The organism is Nonomuraea sp. NPDC001699, from assembly GCF_053596455.1.
In genome coordinates this window covers 405571-427703 of the sequence record NZ_JBSFGF010000005.1, presented here as the reverse complement: position 1 = coordinate 427703, position 22133 = coordinate 405571, and the positions used below count along the sequence as shown (strand labels likewise).

Annotated in this window: 23 protein-coding genes; 11 read left to right on the top strand and 12 right to left on the bottom strand. The window is 68.1% G+C overall.

The genetic code is table 11. The features are described from left to right. Positions 1-87: 87 nt before the first annotated feature. The 5 genes from ACWCSU_RS18600 to dnaA all read right to left on the bottom strand — a co-directional run bounded on the left by ACWCSU_RS18600 (position 88) and on the right by dnaA (position 6137). Positions 88-588 (bottom strand): DUF721 domain-containing protein, encoded by a 501-nt coding sequence (locus tag ACWCSU_RS18600; protein WP_352324557.1) that lies wholly within the window; start codon positions 586-588, stop codon positions 88-90. After that, positions 578-1810, bottom strand: coding sequence for a DNA replication/repair protein RecF (recF, locus tag ACWCSU_RS18595; RefSeq protein WP_357693301.1), 1233 nt, complete (start codon positions 1808-1810; stop codon positions 578-580). Before recF ends, ACWCSU_RS18600 begins: the two co-directional genes overlap by 11 nt. Positions 1811-1900: 90 nt before the next feature. Continuing rightward, complete coding sequence (gene gnd / locus ACWCSU_RS18590) at positions 1901-2842, bottom strand: phosphogluconate dehydrogenase (NAD(+)-dependent, decarboxylating) (protein ID WP_364083562.1); 942 nt, start codon at positions 2840-2842, stop codon at positions 1901-1903. 49 nt (positions 2843-2891) lie between these two features. Then, entirely contained in the window at positions 2892-4031 is a 1140-nt protein-coding gene (dnaN, locus tag ACWCSU_RS18585) for a DNA polymerase III subunit beta (RefSeq protein WP_357693304.1), read from the bottom strand. 525 nt (positions 4032-4556) lie between these two features. Beyond that, positions 4557-6137, bottom strand: coding sequence for a chromosomal replication initiator protein DnaA (dnaA, locus tag ACWCSU_RS18580; protein ID WP_397035968.1), 1581 nt, complete (start codon positions 6135-6137; stop codon positions 4557-4559). Between the two features lie 444 nt (positions 6138-6581). On the opposite strand from dnaA, the gene rpmH reads away from it, so the two are divergent. The 8 genes from rpmH (at position 6582) to ACWCSU_RS18540 (ending at position 12455) form a co-directional block, all read left to right on the top strand. Beyond that, on the top strand, positions 6582-6719 hold the full coding sequence (gene rpmH / locus ACWCSU_RS18575) for a 50S ribosomal protein L34 (protein WP_043614899.1): 138 nt from the start codon (positions 6582-6584) through the stop codon (positions 6717-6719). 62 nt (positions 6720-6781) lie between these two features. Next, positions 6782-7144: a ribonuclease P protein component gene (rnpA, locus tag ACWCSU_RS18570; protein WP_357693308.1), complete on the top strand. Its 363-nt coding sequence runs from the start codon at positions 6782-6784 to the stop codon at positions 7142-7144. A gap of 17 nt (positions 7145-7161) precedes the next feature. Continuing rightward, positions 7162-7419 carry a membrane protein insertion efficiency factor YidD gene (yidD, locus tag ACWCSU_RS18565; protein ID WP_352322972.1) on the top strand — a complete coding sequence of 86 codons (258 nt, stop codon included), beginning with the start codon at positions 7162-7164 and terminating at the stop codon, positions 7417-7419. A gap of 4 nt (positions 7420-7423) precedes the next feature. Beyond that, on the top strand, positions 7424-8347 hold the full coding sequence (yidC, locus tag ACWCSU_RS18560; protein WP_357693310.1) for a membrane protein insertase YidC: 924 nt from the start codon (positions 7424-7426) through the stop codon (positions 8345-8347). A 20-nt stretch (positions 8348-8367) separates the two neighbouring features. Further along, a complete protein-coding gene (locus ACWCSU_RS18555) occupies positions 8368-8856 on the top strand; it encodes a Jag family protein (RefSeq protein WP_357693312.1) in 489 nt (162 codons plus the stop codon). Positions 8857-9399: 543 nt separating this feature from the next. Beyond that, entirely contained in the window at positions 9400-10071 is a 672-nt protein-coding gene (gene rsmG, locus ACWCSU_RS18550) for a 16S rRNA (guanine(527)-N(7))-methyltransferase RsmG (RefSeq protein WP_357693314.1), read from the top strand. Between the two features lie 137 nt (positions 10072-10208). After that, positions 10209-11183 (top strand): ParA family protein, encoded by a 975-nt coding sequence (locus ACWCSU_RS18545; RefSeq protein WP_449936233.1) that lies wholly within the window; start codon positions 10209-10211, stop codon positions 11181-11183. Positions 11184-11492: 309 nt separating this feature from the next. Beyond that, positions 11493-12455, top strand: coding sequence for a ParB/RepB/Spo0J family partition protein (locus tag ACWCSU_RS18540; protein ID WP_449936232.1), 963 nt, complete (start codon positions 11493-11495; stop codon positions 12453-12455). A 260-nt stretch (positions 12456-12715) separates the two neighbouring features. On the opposite strand, the gene ACWCSU_RS18535 is transcribed toward ACWCSU_RS18540, so the two are convergent. Next, positions 12716-13762 (bottom strand): threonine aldolase family protein, encoded by a 1047-nt coding sequence (locus tag ACWCSU_RS18535; protein WP_449936230.1) that lies wholly within the window; start codon positions 13760-13762, stop codon positions 12716-12718. A gap of 564 nt (positions 13763-14326) precedes the next feature. Between ACWCSU_RS18535 and ACWCSU_RS18530 the strand changes: the two genes are divergently transcribed. Both ACWCSU_RS18530 and ACWCSU_RS18525 read left to right on the top strand, forming a co-directional pair. Next, positions 14327-14848, top strand: coding sequence for an RNA polymerase sigma factor (locus ACWCSU_RS18530; protein WP_449936228.1), 522 nt, complete (start codon positions 14327-14329; stop codon positions 14846-14848). After that, on the top strand, positions 14845-15849 hold the full coding sequence (locus ACWCSU_RS18525) for a hypothetical protein (RefSeq protein WP_449936225.1): 1005 nt from the start codon (positions 14845-14847) through the stop codon (positions 15847-15849). Before ACWCSU_RS18530 ends, ACWCSU_RS18525 begins: the two co-directional genes overlap by 4 nt. 111 nt (positions 15850-15960) lie before the next feature. Here ACWCSU_RS18525 and ACWCSU_RS18520 read toward each other — a convergent pair whose 3' ends face one another. After that, positions 15961-16917 (bottom strand): D-alanine--D-alanine ligase family protein, encoded by a 957-nt coding sequence (locus ACWCSU_RS18520; protein WP_357693326.1) that lies wholly within the window; start codon positions 16915-16917, stop codon positions 15961-15963. 128 nt (positions 16918-17045) lie between these two features. Beyond that, the gene (locus ACWCSU_RS18515; RefSeq protein ID WP_357693547.1) at positions 17046-18278 is read right to left on the bottom strand and encodes an aminotransferase-like domain-containing protein; all 1233 of its coding nucleotides are present in this window, start codon (positions 18276-18278) and stop codon (positions 17046-17048) included. 269 nt (positions 18279-18547) lie between these two features. Here ACWCSU_RS18515 and ACWCSU_RS18510 point away from each other — a divergent pair, with 269 nt between their 5' ends. Beyond that, complete coding sequence (locus ACWCSU_RS18510) at positions 18548-19165, top strand: GNAT family N-acetyltransferase (RefSeq protein ID WP_357693328.1); 618 nt, start codon at positions 18548-18550, stop codon at positions 19163-19165. A 77-nt stretch (positions 19166-19242) separates the two neighbouring features. Here the strand turns inward: ACWCSU_RS18510 and trxA are convergent, their stop codons facing one another. The 4 genes from trxA to sigM all read right to left on the bottom strand — a co-directional run bounded on the left by trxA (position 19243) and on the right by sigM (position 22128). Beyond that, complete coding sequence (gene trxA, locus ACWCSU_RS18505) at positions 19243-19557, bottom strand: thioredoxin (protein ID WP_352322961.1); 315 nt, start codon at positions 19555-19557, stop codon at positions 19243-19245. A gap of 10 nt (positions 19558-19567) precedes the next feature. Further along, positions 19568-20500 carry a thioredoxin-disulfide reductase gene (gene trxB / locus ACWCSU_RS18500; RefSeq protein WP_357693331.1) on the bottom strand — a complete coding sequence of 311 codons (933 nt, stop codon included), beginning with the start codon at positions 20498-20500 and terminating at the stop codon, positions 19568-19570. A 124-nt stretch (positions 20501-20624) separates the two neighbouring features. Then, positions 20625-21503 (bottom strand): hypothetical protein, encoded by an 879-nt coding sequence (locus ACWCSU_RS18495; protein WP_449936223.1) that lies wholly within the window; start codon positions 21501-21503, stop codon positions 20625-20627. Next, complete coding sequence (gene sigM / locus ACWCSU_RS18490; RefSeq protein ID WP_449936222.1) at positions 21493-22128, bottom strand: RNA polymerase sigma factor SigM; 636 nt, start codon at positions 22126-22128, stop codon at positions 21493-21495. Before sigM ends, ACWCSU_RS18495 begins: the two co-directional genes overlap by 11 nt. Between the last annotated feature and the right edge of the window lie 5 nt (positions 22129-22133).

The window sequence follows — 22133 nt, the reverse complement described above, 5'->3', positions numbered from 1 at the left end:
CCCTAGCTCGTTTTGCCCCCCACTCAAGCATCCCCCCTTCGGAAAGGGGGCTTATCGCGTCTGCGGCTGTCTGATCGCCCCCGGCGCCTAACCATAGGTGTCGCCGGGCCCCCTGCTTCCGGTCACCCGCAATCCCCCTGTGGGCCGGGGCGCGTTCTGCGGCCCCCTGACCTTGACCTTTGTCACCGATCCGTCACCCAGCTCTTCGTTCAGCCTGCGGATGAGGGTGCGCGCGAGCAGTCTGACCTGCGTCGCCCATGCCGTGGAATCGGCCGCGATGAGCACCTCGCCCTCGTCGAACGACTCCGGCCGGGTGTGGGCGGCCAGGTCGGGGCCGACGATCTCCTTCCACCGGCCGAACACCGCGCCGACGGCCGCCGACCGCTCCCAGCCCCGGTCGGCCAGCAGGTCGGCGATGGCCCGGCCGAAGAGCTGCGGATCGCCGGCCTCCCGGCGCGGGCCGGCCTTCCGCCTGGGCTCGCGGCGCGGGAGCTGCCCGCGCTTGGCCGCGTCGGCCTTGGCCTGCGCCAGCTTCTCCCTCGCCATGGCGGCCCCCCTGGCCGCCGCGTTGTGCTGCTCATCGGACACGGGCCACGCTCCCCTCAGCGACGTCGAAACGGGCTCCCGCCAGCTCCTTCGGCACGTCGTCGGGCACGGCGGCGGTGATCAGCACCTGTTCGGCCGGCGCGACGATCTCAGCCAGCCTGCGCCTGCGGTGGCTGTCCAGCTCGGCGAACACGTCGTCGAGGATCAGCACCGGGTCGCCGCCGTCGGCCCGCAACAGGTCGTAGGCGGCCAGGCGCAGCGCCAGCGCGAACGACCACGACTCGCCGTGGCTGGCGTAGCCGCGGGCGGGCAGGTCGCCGAGGCCCAGGATCAGGTCGTCGCGGTGTGGGCCGACGAGTGTGACCCCCCGTTCCAGCTCGGCCTGGCGGACCTCCAACAGCCGGTCGCGGAGCTGCTGTTCAAGGGTTTTCCCCAAGTCTGTGGATAACGTCTGCGCATCGGGAGATCCCCGCTCACCGGCGACTTCGTCCTCCGCGCCGTCCCCACCTGTGGACAACGTGCTGCGGTAGGCCAGCGTCGCGGGGGCGCTCGTGGGGGCCAGCGCGGAGTAGGCCCCGGCGACCAGCGGGCGCAGCGCCTCGATCAGTTCGAGCCGCGCCTGCAACAGCTCCGCGCCGTGCCGGGCGAGGTGGGCGTCCCACACCTCCAGAGTGCTCAGCACGTCGCCGGCGCCCGCGGCGGCGAACGCGGTGTCACTCTCGGCCCGCCGGGCGCTCCTGCTGCCTCTGCGGGCCTGCGCGGCCGTGCGCAGCAGGGCGCCGCGCTGCTTCAGCACCCGGTCGTAGTCGGCCCGGACCCCGGCGAACCTGGGGGCCCTGGCCACCAGCAGGTCGTCGAGGAAACGGCGGCGCTCGGAAGGGTCGCCCTTGGACAGCGCCAGGTCCTCCGGCGCGAACAGCACCGTGCGCAGCAGGCCGATGACGTCGCGCGGCCTGGACACGGGGGAGCGGTTGAGCCGCGCCCGGTTGGCCTTGCCCGGGTTGATCTCCAGCTCGATCAGCGCCCGCCGATCGTCCCTGTGGACGGCGCACCGCACGATGGCCCGCGCGGCACCCTGACGCACCAGCGGCGCGTCGTTGGCCACCCGGTGGCTGGAGTGCGTCGCGACATAGCCGAGGGCCTCGACCAGGTTGGTCTTGCCCTGGCCGTTGGGCCCCACGAGAGCCGTGACGCCCGGTTCCAGACCGAGCTCCACGGACGCGTAGGACCTGAAGTCGGTCAGCGAGAGGTGGGCGACATGCACCCCACGAAGGTTAGTGCGCCGCGGGGGCCGCCCGCGTCACCGGCGTGCCGTCCTGTGGAAAACCCCGGGCTTCCCCTGGCCGCCTGTGGACTACTCGGCTTCGCGCGGCGGGGTCACGTCGGCGCCGGGCGAGTCGGCGCCCTTGCCGGTGCTGCCCTCGGTCGAGGTGATCGCGTGGCCGCCGAACTGGTTGCGCAGCGCGGCGACGACCTTCATCGCGGGGGAGTCGTCCTGGCGCGAGGCGAACCGCGCGTAGAGGGCGGCGGTGATCACCGGCAGCGGCACGGCGTGGTCGACGGCCGCCTGGACCGTCCACCGGCCCTCGCCGGAGTCCTGTGCGTAACCGCGGAGCTCGTCGAGGTGCTCGTCGTCGTCGAGCGCCCGGACCATCAGGTCGAGCAGCCACGAACGGATGACGGTGCCGGTGCGCCAGCTGCTGAAGGAGCCCCTGACGTCCTTGACGACGTCGGACGCCTCCAGAAGCTCCCAGCCCTCGGCGAAAGCCTGCATCATGCCGTACTCGATGCCGTTGTGGACCATCTTCGCGAAGTGGCCGGCACCGACGTCACCGGCGTGGACGAAGCCGTCCTCGCCCTCGGGCTTGAGCGTCTCGAAGATCGGCATGAGCCGGTCGACGTCGGCCTGCTCGCCGCCGCACATGAGGGCGTAGCCGTTCTGCAGCCCCCACACGCCGCCGCTCACGCCGCAGTCGACGAAGCCGATGCCCTTCTCGCGCAGCTCGGCGGCGTGCTTCTGGTCGTCCACATAGTGTGAATTGCCGCCGTCGACGACGATGTCGCCCTCGTCGAGCAGCTCGCCGAGCTCATCGACCGTCTGCTGGGTGGGCTTGCCCGCGGGAACCATGACCCAGACCGCGCGCGGCGCGGACAGCCGTTCGACCAGCTCCTTCAGGCTGGCCACGTCGCTGATGCCAGGGTCGCGGTCGTAACCGACCACCTCATGGCCGCCGCGGCGCAGCCGCTCGGCCATGTTGCCGCCCATCTTGCCCAGTCCCACCATGCCGATCTGCATGACGCTCCTCTACCCCCTTGTCAGGCTTCCATCATCCCCGATGACGGGATCAGCCCGACAGGCGGATGGGCATGATCAGATAACGGTAGTCCGTACCTGCGCCTTCGTCCACAGGCTTGCCCCCGGTGAGGATGGCGGGCTTGGTCGAGGTCGTCATCTGCAGGCGTGCGATGTCGGAGTCTATGGCCCCCAGCCCCTCAAGCAGGAACTGGTGGTTGAAGGCGATGTTCATCTCCTCGCCCTCGTAATCCACAGGCAGTGCCTCGACGGCCTGCGCCTCGTCGCCGCTGCCGGCCTCCAGCACGACCTCGCCGCTCCTGAACGCCAGGCGGACGGGGGTGTTGCGCTCGGCGACCAGGGCCACGCGCTTGACCGCCTCGACGAACGGGCCTGTGGACAGGTCGGCGCGCGCAGAGAACTCCGTCGGCAGCAGCGAGCGGTACTTGGGGAACTCGGGGTCGAGCAGCCGGGTCGTCGTGCGCCGGCCCGCGCTGGAGAAGCCGATCATGCCCTCGCCGGTGCCGCCGGCCGAGCTGAGCGCGATCTCCACCTCGGCGCCGGTGGTGCCGAGTGCCTTGGCGGTGTCGGCGAGCGTCTTGCCCGGGATCATCGCGATGGCGGCGAAGTCGGGCTGGCCCGGCTGCCACTTGAGCTCGCGCACGGCCAGCCGGTAGCGGTCGGTGGCGGCCAGGGTGACGGTGTCGCCCTCGATCTCCATGCGCACGCCCGTGAGCATCGGCAGCGTGTCGTCCCTGCCCGCAGCGACGGCGACCTGGCCGACGGCCGAGGCGAACACGTCACTGCCCACCCGTCCGGCGGCCGGCGGCATGGCCGGGAGCGACGGGTAGTCCTCCACAGGCATGGTCAGCAGTGTGAAGCGCGCGCTGCCACACGTGACGACGGCCTTGGCGCCTTCCACCACGAAGTCCACAGGCTGTGCGGGAAGCGCGCGGGTGATCTCGGCGAGCAGCTTGCCCGAGACCAGGACGACGCCCGCCTCACCGGTCTGGAGTTCGAGCGTGACCTCGGCGGAGACCTCGTAGTCGAACCCCGACAGCTTGAGCTGCTGTCCCTCCGTCACCTCCAGCCGCATGCCGGCGAGTACGGGCACCGACGGGCGCGCCGGGAGGCTGCGTGCCGTCCATGCCACCGCCTCAGCGAGGACGTCTCGCTCGATTCGGAACATCACGGTGATCAGCCTCCTGGGTTCGTCGTTGATTCAAGTGTTCACTCTCCCGCACCTCGGTTCGGGGAGAACCCCTCTATGGGTCTTTGATTTTCTTAGTAAGAGAGATAAGAGGTCATCACACTAGGGGCTGTGGGAACTGTGGACAACTGAAGTCCTTGCAGGTCAGCACCCGTATTTTCATCCACCGAGGGTGTGGGTGACGCCTGGGGGAAACTTCGCCGCCTGGGGATGAAGATTCGTTGCCCACAGGCCGTCCCCAGATCATGGTGTGTTCATCCACCGGTTATCCACGAGGTTTCCACAGGTTGTCCACGGGGTAAGCGGGGGCCTTCTGGAGTCCCAGATCGACTGTTCACAGGCCGTCCACACGTTATCCACGAGTCATCCCCAGGTTCTCCTCAGGATGTCCCCAGATTCGTCCCCAGCCCTTGTGGGCGGATTTTTCCCGGCATTGGTGGTCGTACCGACGGGCCGATTTTGCGTTTCCGCTGGTCCACAGTGTTTTCCACAGGCTGTGTACGACCATCAAGATCCACGCTTGCTCTGTTTGATACGCATTGTCAGCTCGTTGACCTGGTTGTACATCGACCTGCGCTCGGCGATGAGCGACCGGATCTTGCGCTCGGCGTGCATCACGGTGGTGTGGTCGCGGCCGCCGAACTGCTGCCCGATCTTCGGCAGCGACAGCTCGGTCAGCTCGCGCGCCAGGTACATGGCGATCTGCCGGGCGTTGACGAGCGCGCGGCTGCGCGAGGTGCCGCACAGGTCTTCGATGCTGATGCCGAAGTAGTTGGCGGTCTCGGTCATGATGGCCGCGATCGTGATCTCGGTGTCGGACTCCGAGGTGATCAGGTCCTTCAGCACGACCTCGGCGAGCTGCAGATCCACACCCTGCCTGTTGAGGCTGGCGAACGCGGTCACCCTGATCAGGGCGCCCTCCAGCTCGCGGATGTTGGTGGAGATCCGGCTCGCGATGTACTCCAGCACCTCGGGCGGCGCGGCCAGGCCCTCCTGGATGGCCTTCTTCCGCAGGATCGCGATGCGGGTCTCCAGCTCGGGCGGCTGGACGTCGGTGATCAGGCCCCACTCGAACCGGTTGCGCAGCCGGTCCTCCAGCGTGATGAGCTGCTTGGGCGCCCGGTCGCTGGAGATGACGATCTGCTTGTTGGCGTTGTGCAGGGTGTTGAAGGTGTGGAAGAACTCCTCCTGCGTCTGCTCCTTGCCCTCCAGGAACTGGATGTCGTCCACAAGCAGGATGTCGATCGCCCGGTAGCGGCCGCGGAAGCCGTCGGCCTTGTGGTCGCGGATGCTGTTGATGAAGTCGTTGGTGAACTCCTCCGAGCTCACGTATCTCACCCGGGCGCCGTCGTACAGGCTCTGCGCGTAATGCCCGATCGCGTGCAGCAGGTGCGTCTTCCCCAGGCCGGAGTCGCCGTAAATGAAGAGCGGGTTGTACGCCTTCGCGGGGGATTCGGCCACCGCCACGGCCGCGGCGTGCGCGAACCGGTTGCTGGCACCGATGACGAATGTCTCAAATGTGTACTTCTGGTTGAGTCTGGCCGGTTCGCTGGGCTTGTTGCTCTTCGCTTCCCAGCGATTCGGCGCCGGCTCCGGCGCTTTCTCCACAGGCGGTGTGTACGGCTGCACCTGTTCAAAAGAGAACGAAGGCTGTGGATATTCGGTGGACGCCGATGGCTGCTCAGGCTGTGGAGAATAGAACTGCGGGGGCTCGGATGCCTGGTAGTGCTGGGGTTGCACCGGCTGTGTGTAACGCGGCTGGCTATCCACACTCTGGGGATAGGGCATATTCACAGGCTGTTGATGGGCGTCTGGCAAAGGCTGCTCAGGGGCCGTGGTGTCGATCATCACGGCCAGCCGCATCGTCATCCCGAGTTCCTGCGACAGCGCGTGGGCCACCAGCGGGCGCAACTTGCCCTCGATGAGGTCCTTGAGGAAGTCGTTGGGGACGCCGAGCACGATCGTGTCGTCCGCGAGGGCGATCGGACGGACCATCGACAGCCAGGTGCGCTGCTGGATGGGCACGTTCTCGTTGAGGAAGTTGCCCAGGGCCCTCGCCCATACCGTGCCGAGGTCGACACCACTCATGGTGCGGCTCCCCTCCTTCCTCTCGCGGCCCCCCGCGATCGTTTATCCACATGTCCGTGGCCGCCCCGAGCGGTCGGCGACCCCTTCGTCCACAGCGTGGCGGCAGGGCTTCGTACCCAGGTCCTCCACAGGAGATCCACAGGCTGTGCACGGTGTTTCCGGTGGTCCAGAAGGGCCGACAGTATCCATGTGCACAGCTGTGTTCAAGACGTTGTCCACAGCCTAGTGGCACCCGGATGCGCAAACTGTGGACGTGGGCCCGGCGGTGGAAAAGTCGCCTGTGGATCAGTGGATAACCCGTTCGGTTTGACCTGGGAGGCCGTTGGCCCGTAACGTACGACGGTCGGCTTGCCACGCGACGGCTATTTCGCGTGCCCTCGCTCCCACGGCAGGCCAGCCATGTGTGTATAAGCGCCCCTGGGCGCACCTTCAAGGAGCCCACCCGTGAGCAAGCGTACTTTCCAGCCGAACAACCGTCGCCGCGCGAAGACCCACGGCTTCCGGCTGCGGATGCGCACCCGGGCCGGTCGCGCCATCCTCGCCGCCCGCCGCCGCAAGGGCCGCGAGAAGCTGTCGGCCTGATCGACCCGCGCCCTAAGTCTGGCCCGTCGGTGTACCTCGCCGACGGGCGTTAGGCGTATACGGTGCTGTCCCGTCAATCCCGCATGCGGCGCGGGGACGAATTCGAAGCGGCGGTCCGGCGCGGAAAACGCGCCGGTCGTCCCACTCTGGTGGTGCATCTCAACTTTTCTGGGGAAGAGACACCTCTGGTTGGTTTCGTGGTGAGCAAGGCCGTTGGTGGCGCGGTGACCCGGAACAAGGTCAAACGACGGCTCCGACACCTGATGCGCGACCGTCTCGACCGGCTGCCGCGAGGTAGCCTGCTGGTGGTACGCGCCAATCCACCGGCCGCGTCCGCGTGCGTCGAGCAACTGGCCGCCGAGCTCGACGCCGCGCTGGATCGTTTGCTCAGGCGGCGTGAGTCCTCGACGGGTGGACACAGATGACGGAGCAGCCGCAAGGGATGCCGGGCCTCGCCGCCCGGGCGCTGATCATCCCCATTCGGTTCTACCGGGCGTTCATCAGCCCGATGCTCGGTCCACGCTGCCGGTTCTACCCGTCGTGCAGCGCGTATGGGCTCGAGGCGATTGCCGTACATGGGGCATTGCGCGGCACTTGGCTGACTGTCCGGCGCATCGGGCGGTGCCACCCATTCCATCCCGGAGGTATAGACCCGGTGCCCCCACGCCCGGTCCGGTCCCACGAAACGCAAGGGAGCTAGCTCGGTGGAGCTGTCCTGGCTCAATTGGCTGTACACGGCCGTCGCCCAAGTCATCACCTGGATCCACCAGGTCTACAGCACTTTCCTCGACCCCAACAGCGGGTTGACCTGGGCGCTGACCATCGTCACGCTGACCGTCTGCATGCGGATCCTCATCTTCCCGCTGTTCCTCAAGCAGATGCGGTCTTCGCGGAAGATGCAGGAGCTGGCACCGAAGGTCCAGGAGCTCCGCAAGCGCTACAAGAACGACAAGCAGCGCATGAACCAGGAGGTCATGGCGCTGTACCAGGGTGCGGGCGCCAACCCCCTCGGTGGCTGTCTTCCCGTCGTGGCGCAGTTCCCGATCTTCATCTCGATGTTCACCGTGCTGCGGGCCATCGCCGCCGACCAGGCCAAGTTCGGCATGTCGCAGGAGCTGGTCGACAGCGCCAAGCACGCGCTGATCATCAACGCGCCCCTGCCGGCCACGTTCTTCGAGGCTCCTGACATCGCCCAGAAGATCGTCATCGGCTTCTTCGTGGCGATCAGCTCGCTGACCACGTTCCTCACCGTCCGGCAGAGCGTCACCCGCTCGATGGCCCAGATGCCGGACAACCCCATGGCGCAGCAGCAGAAGATCCTGATGTACATCTCGCCGCTGTTCGCCTTCTTCAGCCTCAACTTCCCGCTGGGCCTGATCCTCTACTGGGTCACCACCAACCTGTGGACGCTGGGCCAGCAGCACTGGTTCTACAGCCGGCACCCGATGCCGCAGTTCGACGCCAAGGGCAACGCCATTCCCGTGACGCCCAAGCCCGGCCTGGTGGCCAAGATGCGCAAGACCACTCCCGAAGAGGCGGCACCGCCCGCCCCGCCGGAGCCTAAGATCATTAGGCAGCAGCCCAGCCGCCAGTCCCGCAGCAAGCGCACCGGCAGCAAGAAGTCTTGAACACGAAGGAGAGGCCGGCCATGACCGAGGCCGAGCAGGAGAAGGCTCCTGATCTCAACGCGCTTGAGCAGGAAGGCGAGATCGCTGCCGACTACGTCGAGGGCCTTCTCGACATCGCCGACATCGACGGTGACATCGACATGGATGTCGAGGGCGACCGAGCCATGGTCTCCGTCGTGGGGCTCAAGGGCAACGAGCTGGTCGGGCCCGCGGGGGAGGTCCTGGAGGCGCTGCAGGAGCTGACCCGCCTGGCCGTCCACCGGCAGACCGGGGAGCGGTCGCGGCTCATGCTCGACGTCGCCGGCTACCGCGAGCGGCGCCGGGCCGAGCTGAGCAAGCTCGGCACCGAGATCGCCATCCAGGTCAAGGAGAAGGGTGAGCCGAAGGCGCTGCACCCGATGACGCCGTTCGAGCGGAAGATCGTCCACGACGCGGTGGCGGCCGCCGGGCTGCGGAGCGAGTCCGAGGGTGAGGAGCCGCAGCGGTACGTGGTGGTCCTTCCCGCCTGAAACGTGCATTGTCAGCCGGTTCGGCCGTCTGTCGGCGCTTGGTTGCGCTGATGGGCGGCCGTTTCCGTATTTATGGCTGTACGTGCGGGTGGGCGGGCTTGTGTGGGCGGTTAGCGGGTTTGTGAGCGGACATCCAGACCTGTGCAGATCGATCCTGACTGTTGGTGGTCGGAGCGTTCTTCGGGGCCTTCGTGCGTTTGTGTGCGTGTTCGGGGCGGTCGGAGGGGCACGTGCGCATTTGTGCGGTGAGCTTGATGTTCGTCCATGAAGGTGCGTGTAAGGGTGTCTTTTGAGAGGTGTGCGCTTTATATCGTTTATTGGGGAGTTGGCGTCAGTGGCGGGATTGAGAGCTGCGCGCGGCGCGTGCTCGACGGTCACCTACATGCCAGCCCGCTAGTCTTCCAGTGTGATCTCACATCTAGCCTTGGGTGGACAGCGCCCCTAGAACGTCGGGACACCTACCGTCGAACGCCCACCGGCACCTCCGCCGAGCAGGCAACCTGAGTACCAACAGCATTTGAGACCGAGAAAGGCCAGCATCCAGTGAGCGAAGAGCTTCCGGCGCCGCCGGACATAGCGCGGGACGTCTTCGCCGGGGAGGCATGGGACCGCGCGAACGCGTTCGCCGCGATGCTGGCGGGCCCGGGTGTCGTCCGGGGGCTGCTGGGGCCGCGCGAAGTGCCGCGCATCTGGGATCGTCACCTGCTCAACTGCGCGGTGGTCGCCGAGGCCGTGCCGCCGGAGGTGCGTCTGGTGGACATCGGCTCCGGGGCGGGGCTGCCGGGGCTCGTCCTGGCCATCGTCCGTCAGGACATTGAGGTCACGCTGCTGGAGCCGCTGCTTCGCCGTACCGTGTTCCTGGAGGAGTGCGTCGAGGCGCTCAAACTGGACAACGTCGAGGTGCTGCGCGCGCGGGCGGAGGACCTGGCGGGGGAGCGGGAGTTCGACGTCGCCAGTGCTCGGGCGGTCGCGCCGCTCGACCGGTTGCTGAAATGGGCCATGCCTCTTCTGCGGGAGGGCGGCGAACTGATAGCCATGAAGGGCGAGCGGGCCGCCGGCGAGCTCGCCGAGGCGGAGTCCCAATTGCGGGCCAGCGGGGCCCGAACGGCCGAGCTTGTAACCGTCGGGCACGGTAAGGTCGAGCCGCCTGCAACATTGGTTCGGGTGGTAGCGGGTCGCGCGCCGGAGCGAGCCAGGCGGCGACGAAGGAGGTGACGGTTGTGCCAGTCGCGTCTTGCGGTCTTGGCTGGCCGGACAGCCGTCGGTCCGAGAGCCCAGCCGGGGTTGGATGGCCCGAAATGGGCGTGTCGCACAAGCAAATTCCCGGCACCGGCACACCACTGGTTGAAAGGATGGCCAACGTGACCCAGACCCCCCTGAACCCCGGTGATTCGCCGTTGGTACGAGAGGCGCTCAGTTCAGTGGTTTCACGTGAAACGCCTGCCGCCCAGCCGGCCGCCACCCCGCCACCTGCCGCGCAGCCTGCTGCCCAGCCCGCCGCCCAGAGAGGCGGCACCGGCAGCGAGGGCGACGGCTCCTGGCCGCGTCCGGCGCAGTGCAGGGTGATCGCGGTGGCCAACCAGAAGGGCGGCGTCGGCAAGACCACCACTTCGGTGAACATCGCCGCGGCCCTGTCGATGCATGGGCAGCGGGTCCTCGTGGTCGACCTTGACCCTCAGGGCAACGCCTCGACGGCGCTGGCGACCGAGCATCGCGGTGACGTACCGGATGTGTACCAGGTGCTCGTCGACGATCTGCCCATGGCGGACATCGTCAAGCAGGTCCCCGAGATGCCGAACCTCTACTGCGCCCCCGCCACGATCGATCTGGCCGGTGCGGAGATCGAGCTCGTCTCGCTGGTGGCACGGGAGGCGCGGCTCCGGCGGGCGCTGGCGGCGTACGAGGTGGAGTTCGACTACATCGTCATCGACTGCCCGCCGTCCCTCGGCCTGCTGACGGTCAACGCCCTGGTCGCCGCGGAGGAGGTCATGATCCCGATCCAGTGCGAGTACTACGCGCTGGAGGGCCTGGGGCAGCTCCTCAGGAACGTCGACCTGATCAAGGCGCACCTCAACCCGACCCTGCGGCTCTCCACGATCGTCCTGACGATGTACGACGGGCGTACCCGGCTGGCCTCGCAGGTCGCCGACGAGGTGCGGTCGCACTTCGGCGACACGGTGCTGAAGACGGTCATCCCGCGCAGCGTCCGACTGTCGGAGGCGCCCAGCTACGGGCAGTCGGTCATGACGTACGACCCGGGTTCGAGCGGGGCGATGGCGTACATGGACGCGGCCCGCGAGATCGCTCACCGCGCCACCGTGGCCTGACCCCGGTTGCGGGTCTTCCGCGTACGCGCGAGAGGGCTCCTGGTGAGGTCGCGTTGGTTGTGGGCTCGTCATGCCCGCGCCCTGGGTGGTCTGTGTGGAATCACCGGCCGGCTGCTGTTGGGTGGGGCCGGTGGCCGGGTGGTCTTGTTCGTGGCCCGTCGCGAGTTACGCAGATTTGTAGCCGTGTCGGCGTAAATCCCACAGGACTGTGTGTGGCGTGGGGGCACCCCGTTGGGCCTGCAACGGTAACCTCTCCTGGAGTGACCGGAATCGACCGGCCGGATTCGACCGGCTGGATGAGGAGACGCAGTGAGTCAGCAGCGGCGGGGATTGGGCAAGGGACTCGGGGCGCTCATCCCGACCGGACCCATCGTTGACGGCCCGGGTACGGCGCCCGCTCCCTCGAACGGTTCCCCGGCCGAGGCGGGCCCTCAGCCGATCGCTGGAGCGTACTTCAAAGAGGTCGCGCTGACCGCGATCGTGCCCAACCCCCGTCAGCCGCGTGAGGTGTTCGACGGCGAGCGCCTCAAGGAGCTCGCCGACTCCATCCGCGAGGTCGGCCTTCTGCAGCCGATCGTGGTGCGCTCTGTGGGCGGCGGCCAGTACGAGCTGATCATGGGGGAGCGGCGTTGGCGGGCGTGCCAGCAGGTCGGTCTTGACCCGGTTCCCGCGATCGTCCGGAACACACAGGACACCGATCTCCTCCGGGACGCGCTCATCGAGAACCTTCAGCGCGAGCAGCTGAACGCTCTGGAAGAGGCGGCCGCCTACCAGCAGTTGCTGGACGACTTCCAGGCGACCCACGAGCAGCTGGCCAGCAAGGTGGGGCGCTCCCGATCCCACATCACCAACACGCTCCGGCTGCTCAACCTCCCGCCGGAGGTTCAGCGCCGCGTGGCCGCCGGCACCATCAGCGCCGGGCACGCTCGCCCCCTGCTCGGCCTGAGCAGTGTGGAGGAGCAGGTTGCGTTGGCCAAGCGCATCGTGGCGGAGCTTCTGTCCGTGAGGGCGGTGGAAGAGATCGTCGCCATGGGCAGCGCGAAGGCTGCTCAGAAGGCGCCGCGTGAGCGGCAGGCGCCCAAGCCTACGGCTCCTGGCCTGACCCATCTGGCGGACCGACTCTCCGACCACTTCGAGACGAAGGTCAAGGTCGACTTGGGGCGGCGTAAGGGGCGGATCGTGGTGGAGTTCGCGACGATCGACGACCTTGAGCGCATCATCGGGACGATGGCGCCTGAGGCGGCTCGGGTGATGCGGGAGCGCGAAGACTGAACCTCACGTGTTTCACGTGAAACGTGCGTGCTCCTTGGTGATTGTTGGCTCCCTGCACGAGCGCGTCTAGGCCGAGTGGCGTGGTGGCTCGCGTGAGACTCCGCCCTCGCTTCTCTCTTCTCTTCGTTGAGTCTCGACTTCTCTTCTGGGCGCTGCCGTCTGTCTTGTGTCACGCCCTCGGGTGGGCGCTGTTTCACGTGAAACCCTGTCGGTTCTGAGCGGTGGGGAGGCGGTGTTTCACGTGAAACGGCGCCGGGAGGCTAAGGGGTTGCTGCTTTGTAGAGGGCGGCCAGGAAGTCGTCCACGTGTTCTTCGGTGGTGTCGAAGGCGGTCATCCAGCGGACGGTGCCTGCGGGCTCGTCCCAGTAGTGGAAGAGGTAGTGCTGCCGGAGGGACTCGCTGATGGCGTGGGGGAGCGTGGCGAAGACGGCGTTGGACTCCACGGGGTAGGCCAGCGTCACGCCGGGGACGTCCGTGAGGCCGTTCGCCAGGCGGAGTGCCATCTGGTTGGCGTGCGAGGCGTTTCGGTGCCAGAGGCCGTCGGTCAGGAGGGCGGAGAGCTGAGCGGAGATGAAGCGCATCTTCGAGGCCAGTTGAAGCGACTGCCGTCGGAGGTACGGCACTGCGTCCGTCAGGGACGGGTCCAGGACGACCACCGCTTCGGCGGCCATGGCGCCGTTCTTGGTGCCGCCGAAGCTGAAGACGTCTACGCCTGCGTCCGTGGTGATGGCCTTCAGGGAGCAGTCGAGATGGGCGGCGGCGTTGGCGAGGCGGGCGCCGTCTACGTGGAGGCGTAGGCCGGCGGCGTGGGCTGTTTCGGCCAGAGCGGCGATCTCGGCGGGGGAGTAGCAGGTGCCCAGTTCGGTCACCTGGGAGATGGAGACGACCGTCGGCTGGGGCTCGTGGTGCTGGCCGATGAGGTTCAGGTGGGCCTTGATGTCGTCCGGGTGAAGCTTGCCCTGAGGGGTGGGGACGGTTCGGAGCTTCACCCCTAGAAGGCGTTCCGTGGCGCCTGTTTCGTGGGTGGCGATGTGGGCGGTGTCGGCACAGAGGATGGCGTCGTAGCGGCCAAGCATGAGGGCCAGGCCGACCATGTTGGCGCCGGCTCCGTTGAGTACGGCGAAGCCTTCTGCTGTGGGGCCGAACGTTTCCTTGATCTTCTGCTCGAAGGTCGAGGTCCAGGTGTCGTCGCCGTAGGCGGGGGCGTCTCCCTGGTTGGCGGTGGTCATGGCGTTGAGGATGTCGGGGTGCACGCCTGCGTGGTTGTCGCTGGCGAAGCTCTTGGGGTGGGCGGGATTGATCGGCACACCGTAAGGCTATGCAAGGTGCTTGGGCGGGGGCTGGGAGGGGCGGGGTGGCTTCCGAGGGGTGTTCTCGCTTCAGATGCCCGGTCCGTCGACGGTGGTGGTGTCGCCGTTGGCGTCGTGCTGACGCTTCAAGAGGGCAGGACGGCGTTGCCTGAAGCCTTGCGGCGGTTACGCGCAGAGGTAGGCGGCCGCGAGCACCAAGGCACCGCAAGATGGTGGTGTCTGTCGGTGTGGGGGTGGAGGCGAGGTCGCCCTCGCGGTCGGGGAGGAGAAGGCGGAGGGCTGGTGGCGCCGACGGCAACGGCTACGGCGCGGGTGAGGATCGCGATGGAGACCACGGGGCGAGGCTTCAGGAGAAGGCGTGCCCAGATTGGTGGGTGCGCAGGCGGGCTGGGCGGGAAGCGTCTGCACGCGATCCGGAAGACCTTTGGGGAGAGGCGCGCTGAACCGGCGCCCAGTACAGGCGGGCGAAGAGAGCGGCGGCGCAGCGGCGTTCGTACATGACCAGGCGCGCGGACGCATCCCTGCGACAAGTACTCGAGATTTTCTGGAAGGATCGCATGCTTGCGGGCAAACAAGGGTGTGATCACTGCTCCCGACGTCTTCGAGGTCGTCTTCGAAGCCCATTACGAGGAGATCCGGCGCTACATCGGGCGCAGGCTCGACCTCGGCGTGGCTGAGGATCTCGCCGCGGAGACGTTCCTCATCGCCTTCAGGCAACGTGAACGCTTCGACTCGGCCATGGGTGCGGTCAGGCCATGGCTGTACGGCATCGCGACCAACCTCATCGGCCGCCACCGGCGCGCCGAGGTGCGCAGGTACCGTGCCATGGCCCGGACGGGGCCACCGCCTGACGACGAAGGACACGACCAGCGGATCGTGGACAGGCTCAGCGCGAGCGTGACGGTCGACCGGCTGGCCGGGGCGCTGGCGCGGCTGTCGAAGGGGGAGCGCGACGTGGTGCTCCTCATCGCGTACGGCGGGCTGGGCTACGACGAGGTGGCGGCGGCGCTCAGGATCGCCTCGGGGACGGTCGCGTCCCGGTTGAGCAGGGCCAGGACCAAGCTGCGTGAGGTGTTGGGATGAACGAGTTCCAGGTCATCGACTCGGTGATGCCCGATGTGCCGCCCCCGTCGGCCGGCCAGCTGGCGGCGGCGCGGGAGCGGGTACTCGCAGCCACCCGGGTGCCCCCTGCGTCCGGAGCGCGGGTGGGTAGACAGTCGTGGACGGGGATGGCGCTCGTCGCGGCGGCCGTCGTGCTCGTGGTCGGCGTGGTGGTGGCCCTCGTACCTCGACCTGCGGTGGAGCCGGTCGCGGTCACTCCCCTGCAGAAACTGCAAGCTGCGGCCGCCAGCTTGGCGGCGACGCCGGAGGCGAAGGGCCGCTATTGGCGACGCGACACCGAGCAGGTCATGCGGACGAAGAACGGCTATGCCTACAAGGTCGAGGAACGGGCCATGGAGGTCCTCGCCTTCGGGCCCGACCGCGAGGTCTACGGCTGGCACGAGCCGATCTCGTCGAAGCCATACACGGCCGAGGGACTGAACGCGTGGCGACGGGACGGCTCCCCCCGGCTGTGCCCCGCGCGGGGGTGCGACAGGAACATGCCCGCATATTCCTCGGTGGACCTGGATGCGGGACTGGAACTCGCCGATGGGCTGAACCCGACGCTGACGCAACTGCGGAGCCTCCCCGAGGAGCCGGCGGCGCTCAGGGAACGGCTGCTGGAAAGCTACGACCCCCATGCGGCCGCCGAGCGTGAGCCCTGGCTCGCGGGGGCCGCCTCGCGGCTCATCAACTCACCGGCGACGCCCGGCACCAGGGCTGCCGCCTATCTTCTCCTGGCGAAGGCGCCGGGCATCAAAGTGGTCGACGATGTTCCCGGGACGTTCCGGCTTGACGGGCTGGCCCTCCAATCCAAGGAGGAGCAGATCGTGATCGACCGTAGGACCGGCCGACTCCTCGGGAGGCAACGGCTGACTCCGGAGGGCGTCGCCTGGAGCGCCGAGATCGTCAGGAAGGCGGGCTGGAGCGATGTGCGACCGGCGCCGCCTGCCAGATGCGTCCGCTGTACGGCCCGGCTCTAGAACGCGCCCAGTGGATCGCGGTGCGGTGAGCACTGCGTCCCGGCTGTACTTCTGGGCGGGGAGGGGGGCTCGGAGGGTGAGAGCCCGGACGAGCCCGCAATCCTCGCACGGTCAGGGGCGGGGGCGGTTGGCGGCGTTCTGGAGGAGGGTGCGGCAGAGGTCGCCGAGGTCGCGGCCCGCCGCCTCCGCCGCCATCGGCAGCAGCGACGTCTCCGTCATCCCCGGCGCCACGTTCACCTCAAGGAAGTGCGGGTCGTCGGCCGCGTCCACGATCAGGTCGGTACGGGAGATGTCCCGCAGCCCCAACGCCGTGTGCGCCGTCACGGCCATCTGGGCGCAGGCTTCGGCGGCGGCCGTGGAGAGGCGGGCGGGGGCGAAGAACTCGGTGTGCCCGGCCGTGTAACGAGCCGCGTAGTCGTAGACGCCGGCGTCGGGGACGATCTCCACGGCGGGCAGCGCCACGGGCCCCTCGCCCAGGTCGACGACCGAGACCGACACCTCGACCCCCTCGACGTACCGCTCGATGAGGGCGGTGTCGCCGTAGGCGAAGCAGCCGACCATGGCGGCGGGCAGGTCTTCGGCCGTACGGACGATGGAGGCCCCGAGGGCCGAGCCGCCGCGCGCGGGCTTGACGAACAGCGGGAGGCCGAGCCGGTCGATGATGCGGCCGAGCACGACGGTGGCGCCGAGGTCGTGGAAGGTCTCCCGGGGGAGGGTGACGGACTCGGGGGTGCGCAGCCCGACCGAGCGTACGACGGCCTTGGCGGTGGGCTTGTCGAAGGCCACGCGGCAGGCGTCGGGGCCGGCGCCGACGTAGGGGACGTCGAGGAGTTCGAGCACGGAACGGATCGCGCCGTCCTCGCCCGCGCCGCCGTGGAGGGTGACGAACACCGCCTCCGGCGGGTCGGCGAGGATGGCGGGCACGAGGGAGGCGTCGGTGTCGCGGGCCTCCACGTCGATGCCCGTGGCGCGCAGCACCTCGCTCACCCGGCGGCCGGAGCGCAGCGACACCTCCCGCTCATAGGAGAGGCCCCCGGCCAGCACGAGCACGTGGCCCAGATCGCTCATCACATCTCCTCCGCTGATCGTACGCGTCCAACCGTACCGGCGGCTGGCGGCGAATGGTGTAGGTGAGGCCCGCACACGAGTACGGCCGGCGTCCCCGTCCCCGGGGAGCGCCGGCCGTACCGAGGAAGCTAGGCCAGTTCGGGCCCCGGAGTGTCGACGCCGACCCGATCGGGACCGGAGCCGGTGCCGAACATGTCCCGGAGCTGCATCTCCTGCTCGATCACCCCGGACAGGCGTCGTACGCCCTCGCGGATGCGGTCGGGCTCGGGGAAGCAGTAGGACAGGCGCATGTGCCGGGCGCCGCTGCCGTCGGAGAAGAACCCGGTGCCGGGGACGAACGCCACCCGCTCGGCCACGGCCCGCGGCAGGATCGCCTTGGAGTCGAGCCCCTCGGGCAGGGTCGCCCAGACGAAGAAGCCGCCGGCCGGACGGGTCCAGGTGACCTCGGGCGGCATCAGGGCCTCCAGGGAGTCCAGCATGGAGTCGCGCCGCTCGCGGTAGAGCTCCTTGAAGGACTTGATCTGCTCCCGCCACGGCTGCGTGGCCAGGTATTGGCCCACGGCGAGCTGCGTGAACACCGAGTGCGACAGCACGGCCGACTCCATGGCCAGGATCAGCTTGTCGCGGATGGCGTGCGGCGCGAGCGCCCAGCCGACGCGGAAGCCGGGGGCGAGCGTCTTGGAGAACGACCCCAGGTAGACCACGCCGTCGGGGTTGTCGGCCCGCAGGGCGCGCATGGGCTCGCCGTCGAAGCCGAGCAGCCCGTACGGGTTGTCCTCGATGACGAGGATCCCGGCGCGCTGGCAGATGTCGAGCACCTGCTGCCGCCTGGCCAGGTTCAGCGTGACGCCGGCCGGGTTCTGGAAGGTCGGGATCGTGTAGAGGAACTTGACGGGCGCTCCGGCGGTCTCCAGCGCGTAGATGGTCTGCGCCAGCGACTCGGGCACGATGCCCTGATCGTCCATGGCGATGTGGACCACTTTGGCCTGGTAGGCGGAGAACGTCCCCAGGGCCCCGACGTACGAGGGGCCTTCGGCGAGCACGACGTCGCCCGGGTCGATGAAGATCCGGGTGATCAGGTCGAGCGCCTGCTGTGAACCGACGGTGACGACGACGTCGTTCGCCCCGGCCTCGATCCCCTCCAGCCGCATGACCTCGCAGATCTGCTCGCGCAGATGCGGGTCACCCTGGCCGGAACCGTACTGCAGCGCGACCGTGCCGCGCGTGGTGACCAGGTCGGAGACCAGCTCGCCGACCATGTCGAGGGGGAGCGCCGTGACGTACGGCATACCGCCGGCGAGCGAGACCACCTCGGGTCTCGACGCGACGGCGAAGAGAGCTCGAATCTCGGAGGCGACCATCCCGGTAGCTCGTGCGGCGTACCGGTCGACGTAGGCGTCGATGCGCGACCCTTGGGTCGCGGGTGTCTGACCGTGATTCAGCTCTTCCGTCACGGCCCACCTCCTAGGTGTCATATCGGACCGAAATACCAGATTACGCCAGTCGGAGATGTCCTTCGTGACCGGGCTCGACCGTCGTGGTATCCGCTGGCTGCATCTTCACTGAGCTACCATGCCACCAACGGACGCGGTTTTCGCGCGCTTTTCTGGGTCGACGATAGGGGCCGTAGTTGTCGCGCCGGCTGGTCAACATAACCCTGGACAATCTCGAAGATCTGCCACGCCGTTGCCGGCGGTGCGTGTTCTGGGAGCTGGATCCCGTCAGTGGCGAGCGCGCCGTGCACTCGGGCGACTCCGGGCTGGAGAAGGAGGCCTGGATCTCGGGCACGCTGCTGGAATGGGGGAGCTGCGGGAAAATCGCCTATGTCGACGGGGTTCCGGCCGGGTTCGTCCTCTACAGCCCGCCGCTCTACAGCCCGCGTTCGCTGGCCTTCCCCACCTCGCCGGTGAGCGCCGACGCGGTGCTGCTGATGACGGCCCACATCATCCCCGAGTTCTCGGGCGGCGGGCTGGGCCGGATGCTCATTCAAGGCGTGGCCAAGGACCTGACCAGGCGCGGCGTGAAGGCCATTGAGGCGTTCGGCGACCTGAAGTGGGAAGAGCCGAGTTGTGTAGTTCCTGCTGAATACTTGCTTTCTGTGGGTTTTAAGACGGTTCGACCGCATTTGCGGTTTCCGCGGTTGCGTTTGGAGCTGAAGAGCGCCATCTCGTGGCGTGAGGACGTCGAGGTGGCCCTCGAACGCCTTCTGGGGTCCATGAGCCCGGAGCGCGCCCTTCGTCCCGTCTGACGGCTCTTGGGCGCCTGAGAAGGGCAAGCGAAAGCCCCCCGCGGGCACCGCCGCAGGGGGCTTCGACTGGAGGGCGACTAGATGATGCCGTCGAGCTCGCGCAGCAGCATGGCCTTCGGCTTGGCGCCGATGATCTGCTTCACGACCTCGCCCCCCTTGTAGACGTTCATCGTGGGGATCTGGAGCACACCGTACTGGCGGGGAACCTCGGGGTTCTCGTCGATGTTCAGCTTGACGATCTCAAGCTTGTCGCCGTGCTCGTTCGCGATCTCCTGGAGGATGGGCGCGACCTGACGGCACGGGCCGCACCACTCGGCCCAGAAGTCGACCAGCACGGGCTTGTCGCTCTTGAGGACCTCGGTCTCGAACGTGGCGTCGGTAACTGCCTTCACGGTGCGCTCCTTACTTCTCGTTGTTGGCCAGCCAGCGCTCGGAGTCGAGCGAGGCGGCGCAGCCGGTGCCGGCCGCGGTGATGGCCTGGCGGTAGGTGTGGTCGACGACGTCGCCGGCCGCGAACACGCCGTCGATGTTGGTGGCGGTCGACGGCGAGGCGACCTGGATGTACCCGTTCTCGTCGAGGTCGATCTGGCCCTTGACCAGGTCGGTGCGGGGGTCGTGACCGATGGCCAGGAACAGCGCGTCGGTCGCCAGCTCGCACTCCTCGCCGGTCTTGACGTTACGCAGCTTGACCGCCTCGACCTTGGTGTCGCCGAGCACGTCGACGACCTCGGAGTCCCAGACGAAACGGATCTTCTCGTTGGCGAACGCGCGCTCCTGCATGATCTTGCTGGCGCGCAGCTCGCCACGGCGGTGCACGACCGTCACCATGCGCCCGAACCGGGTCAGGAACGTCGCCTCCTCCATGGCGGTGTCGCCGCCGCCCACGACCACGATGTCCTTGTTGCGGAAGAAGAAGCCGTCGCAGGTGGCGCACCAGGACACGCCGTGGCCGGACAGGCGCTTCTCGTTCTCCAGGCCGAGCTCGCGGTAGCCGGAGCCCATGGTCAGGATGACCGACTTGGCGTAGTAGGTGTCGGTGTGGGTCTTGACGACCTTGGGGTTGGCCTCCAGGTCGACCTCGACCACGTCGTCGGCCACCAGCTCGGCGCCGAAGCGCTCGGCCTGCTTGCGCAGGTTGTCCATCAGGTCGGGGCCCATGATGCCGTCGGGGAACCCGGGGAAGTTCTCCACGTCGGTGGTGTTCATGAGGGCGCCACCCGCCGTCACGGAGCCCTCGAAGACCAGCGGCTTGAGTTCGGCGCGCGCGGAGTAGACGGCCGCGGTGTAGCCCGCAGGGCCCGACCCAATGATGATCACGTTACGAACGTCGCTCAACGCTCCCACGCCTTCCTCGTCTGCTGTTTGCTTCGGGCTCAACAGATCCTAGGCCGCGCTGATTCCCGCCCCTGCCAGCGAAACGAAAGAGCCCGCCGAAGCGGGCTCTGACGTGGGCTTTCGATTACCAGCGGCCCAATGTGGGCTTCCGCAGGTTCTTGCAGTTGAACGGGTCGACGATGTCGATGCGCAACTTCTTGGCGGCCTCGTCCTTCCAGGAGGCCACGACCAGCGCCTCCTGGCCGTTGTACTGGCCCTGGTCGACGGCGAACGTCTGCAGCTTGGAACGGGCGGCCACCTTGGCGACGCATCGGTCGACCCTGGCGGTGTCCGGGGAGCCTTCGAGGGCGGCCGGAGCCGCGCCGAAGTACCCGAGCAGCGGCTGGCGCAGCTCCCGGTCGCTGTAGTTGTAGTTGCTGTCGGTCAGGGCATAGGCCCTCGCCCGCTGGTGGGACGGCTTCGACGATGTCGTCGACTCGGCCACCGTGGGCCCGGACGAACCGCCCGGTCCGCTTCCACCGGCCAGCAACCCGCCCGAGAGCGCCAGCGTGCCGACCACCACCGCGGCCGCCGCCGACGCCGCCACGGCGGGCATGGCCCACCTGCGCCGCCTGGACGACCTGGTCCGGGCCGGGACGATGGTGCCGTCGTCGGAGACCACCCCGAGACGCGCCGGCTCGGGGACCTCCGCCGCCGGCTGCTCCCACGGCGCGTCCCGCATGAGCCTGTCCCAGTCAGGTGCTTCCACGAGGCCGACACCCCCGTGGGGGGACTCCGCCTCGGCGGCCAGCGCCTTGTCGATGCGCAGTGCGACGCCCATCGGCATGGCCGGTGTAGCGGTCGCCGCGAGCACCTCGCGAACCGCCGCCAGGTCTGCCAGAAGCTCCCCACAGGGGTCGCAGACCGCGAGATGCTCGCGGACCCGGCGTGCCGTCGCGGCGTCCAAGAGGTCCTCTGCCAGCTCGGCCAGGACCTCAAGATCGTAGTGCGTATCACCCGTCACGAAGTTCTGCTCCCTTCCCGGATGAGACGCGATTGAGGTCCGAACGGTTCCGCAGATGCGAAAGAATTGGGGCAAGTTTCGCGCGGCCCCGCGCGCATCTGCTCTTCACGGTGCCGCTGGGCACCTCAAGCACTTGAGCTGCGTCTTCGACTGAATATCCCATCATGTCCACGAGCACGAGAGCCGCCCGCTGGTCGGTGGGCAGCAGTTTCAGAGCCGCCGAAACCTCCATCGAGACCTCGCGCTCGACGGTCTGGTCGGGGAGCGGGCTGTCCCGCTCGGCGGCCTCGATCAGTTCGTCGTCGGCCACCGGCCGGACGGACTTGCGCCGCATCCGGTCGAGACAGGCGTTGACGACGATGCGGTGGAGCCAGGTGGTCACGGCCGCCTCGCCTCGGAACGAGGCAGCCTTGCGATATGCGGAGACGAACGCGTCCTGAACGGCGTCCGCCGCTTCGTCAGGGTCACCGAGAGTACGCAACGCGACCGCCCACATGCGGTCACGGTGCCGTTTGACGATCTCGCTGAACGCGTGTGGATCCCCGTTGATGTGCGCGGTGAGCAGCTCGGCGTCTGTGATCGCCGGCCGTTCCGCTGCTGAGGGTGTCTCGGGTGGGGAGTTCACAAGAG

Bases quoted from the DNA above. Each gene is read 5' to 3' on its own strand.
- dnaA (WP_397035968.1), bottom strand. From the start codon at position 6,137: ATGAGTGGTGTCGACCTCGGCACGGTATGGGCGAGGGCCCTGGGCAAC.
- ACWCSU_RS18555 (WP_357693312.1), top strand. From the start codon at position 8,368: ATGACCGAGGCCGAGCAGGAGAAGGCTCCTGATCTCAACGCGCTTGAG.
- ACWCSU_RS18545 (WP_449936233.1), top strand. From the start codon at position 10,209: ATGGCCAACGTGACCCAGACCCCCCTGAACCCCGGTGATTCGCCGTTG.
- yidD (WP_352322972.1), top strand. From the start codon at position 7,162: ATGCCGGGCCTCGCCGCCCGGGCGCTGATCATCCCCATTCGGTTCTAC.
- ACWCSU_RS18525 (WP_449936225.1), top strand. From the start codon at position 14,845: ATGAACGAGTTCCAGGTCATCGACTCGGTGATGCCCGATGTGCCGCCC.
- gnd (WP_364083562.1), bottom strand. From the start codon at position 2,842: ATGCAGATCGGCATGGTGGGACTGGGCAAGATGGGCGGCAACATGGCC.
- ACWCSU_RS18520 (WP_357693326.1), bottom strand. From the start codon at position 16,917: ATGAGCGATCTGGGCCACGTGCTCGTGCTGGCCGGGGGCCTCTCCTAT.
- ACWCSU_RS18515 (WP_357693547.1), bottom strand. From the start codon at position 18,278: ATGGTCGCCTCCGAGATTCGAGCTCTCTTCGCCGTCGCGTCGAGACCC.